Here is a 632-nt window from a genome sequence, read left to right as displayed (position 1 = left end):
AATACCGTCTTCTCATTGATAGCACCGAAAAAGACTTAAGCGAAAATGCCAATACCATGATTGAAGGGCAAGCGGTTCCGGTTTATCGAATTAATCTGTTTGATATGGAAAATAGTCAAATCGATTGGGGTATTTTTGATAAGACAGGCAACATTGTTCTTTACGAGCAAACGAAGAAAAAGCTTTTAGATCATCAGAAAGAAGCGCTCAAAGCAGTTTGTGAAGGTTTGAAAGAAGCAGACCGTGGCAAGCTGATTATGGCATGTGGAACGGGCAAGACTTTCACCAGTTTGAAGATAGCAGAAACCATAGCAGGTCAAGGCAAGCATGTGTTGTTTTTGGTCCCCTCTCTTGCCTTGATGTCACAAAGCATTCGTGAATGGACAGCCGATGCACAAGTGCCCTTGCGTTGCTTTGCGGTGTGTTCTGATAAGCAAATCGGCAAGCGGCGTAAAAACCAAGAAGATGATGGGGAGATATCGGCATCGGATTTAGCCCTCCCTGCTACCACAGATGCCTCTAGGCTTGTCGAGAAAGTAGGCAACTCTTCTCCCCATGCGATGAGTGTTATTTTTGCTACCTATCAATCAATACAAGTCATTGTTGATGCGCAAAAGGATCATGGTTTAGCA

1 protein-coding gene is annotated in these 632 nt (G+C 43.8%); it reads left to right on the top strand.

Features of this window, described 5'->3' with window-relative positions; translation table 11 throughout:
- Window positions 1-632, top strand: a 632-nt coding sequence (locus ACFINU_RS10295; protein WP_375667734.1) for a DEAD/DEAH box helicase family protein, incomplete at both ends; no start/stop codon positions are given.

This window comes from Bartonella sp. AC130YNZD, assembly GCF_042196865.1.
Taxonomy (GTDB): Bacteria; Pseudomonadota; Alphaproteobacteria; order Rhizobiales; family Rhizobiaceae; genus Bartonella.
The sequence above is the reverse complement of the archived record's forward strand: the minus strand, read 5'-3'. Positions and strand labels throughout refer to the sequence as shown.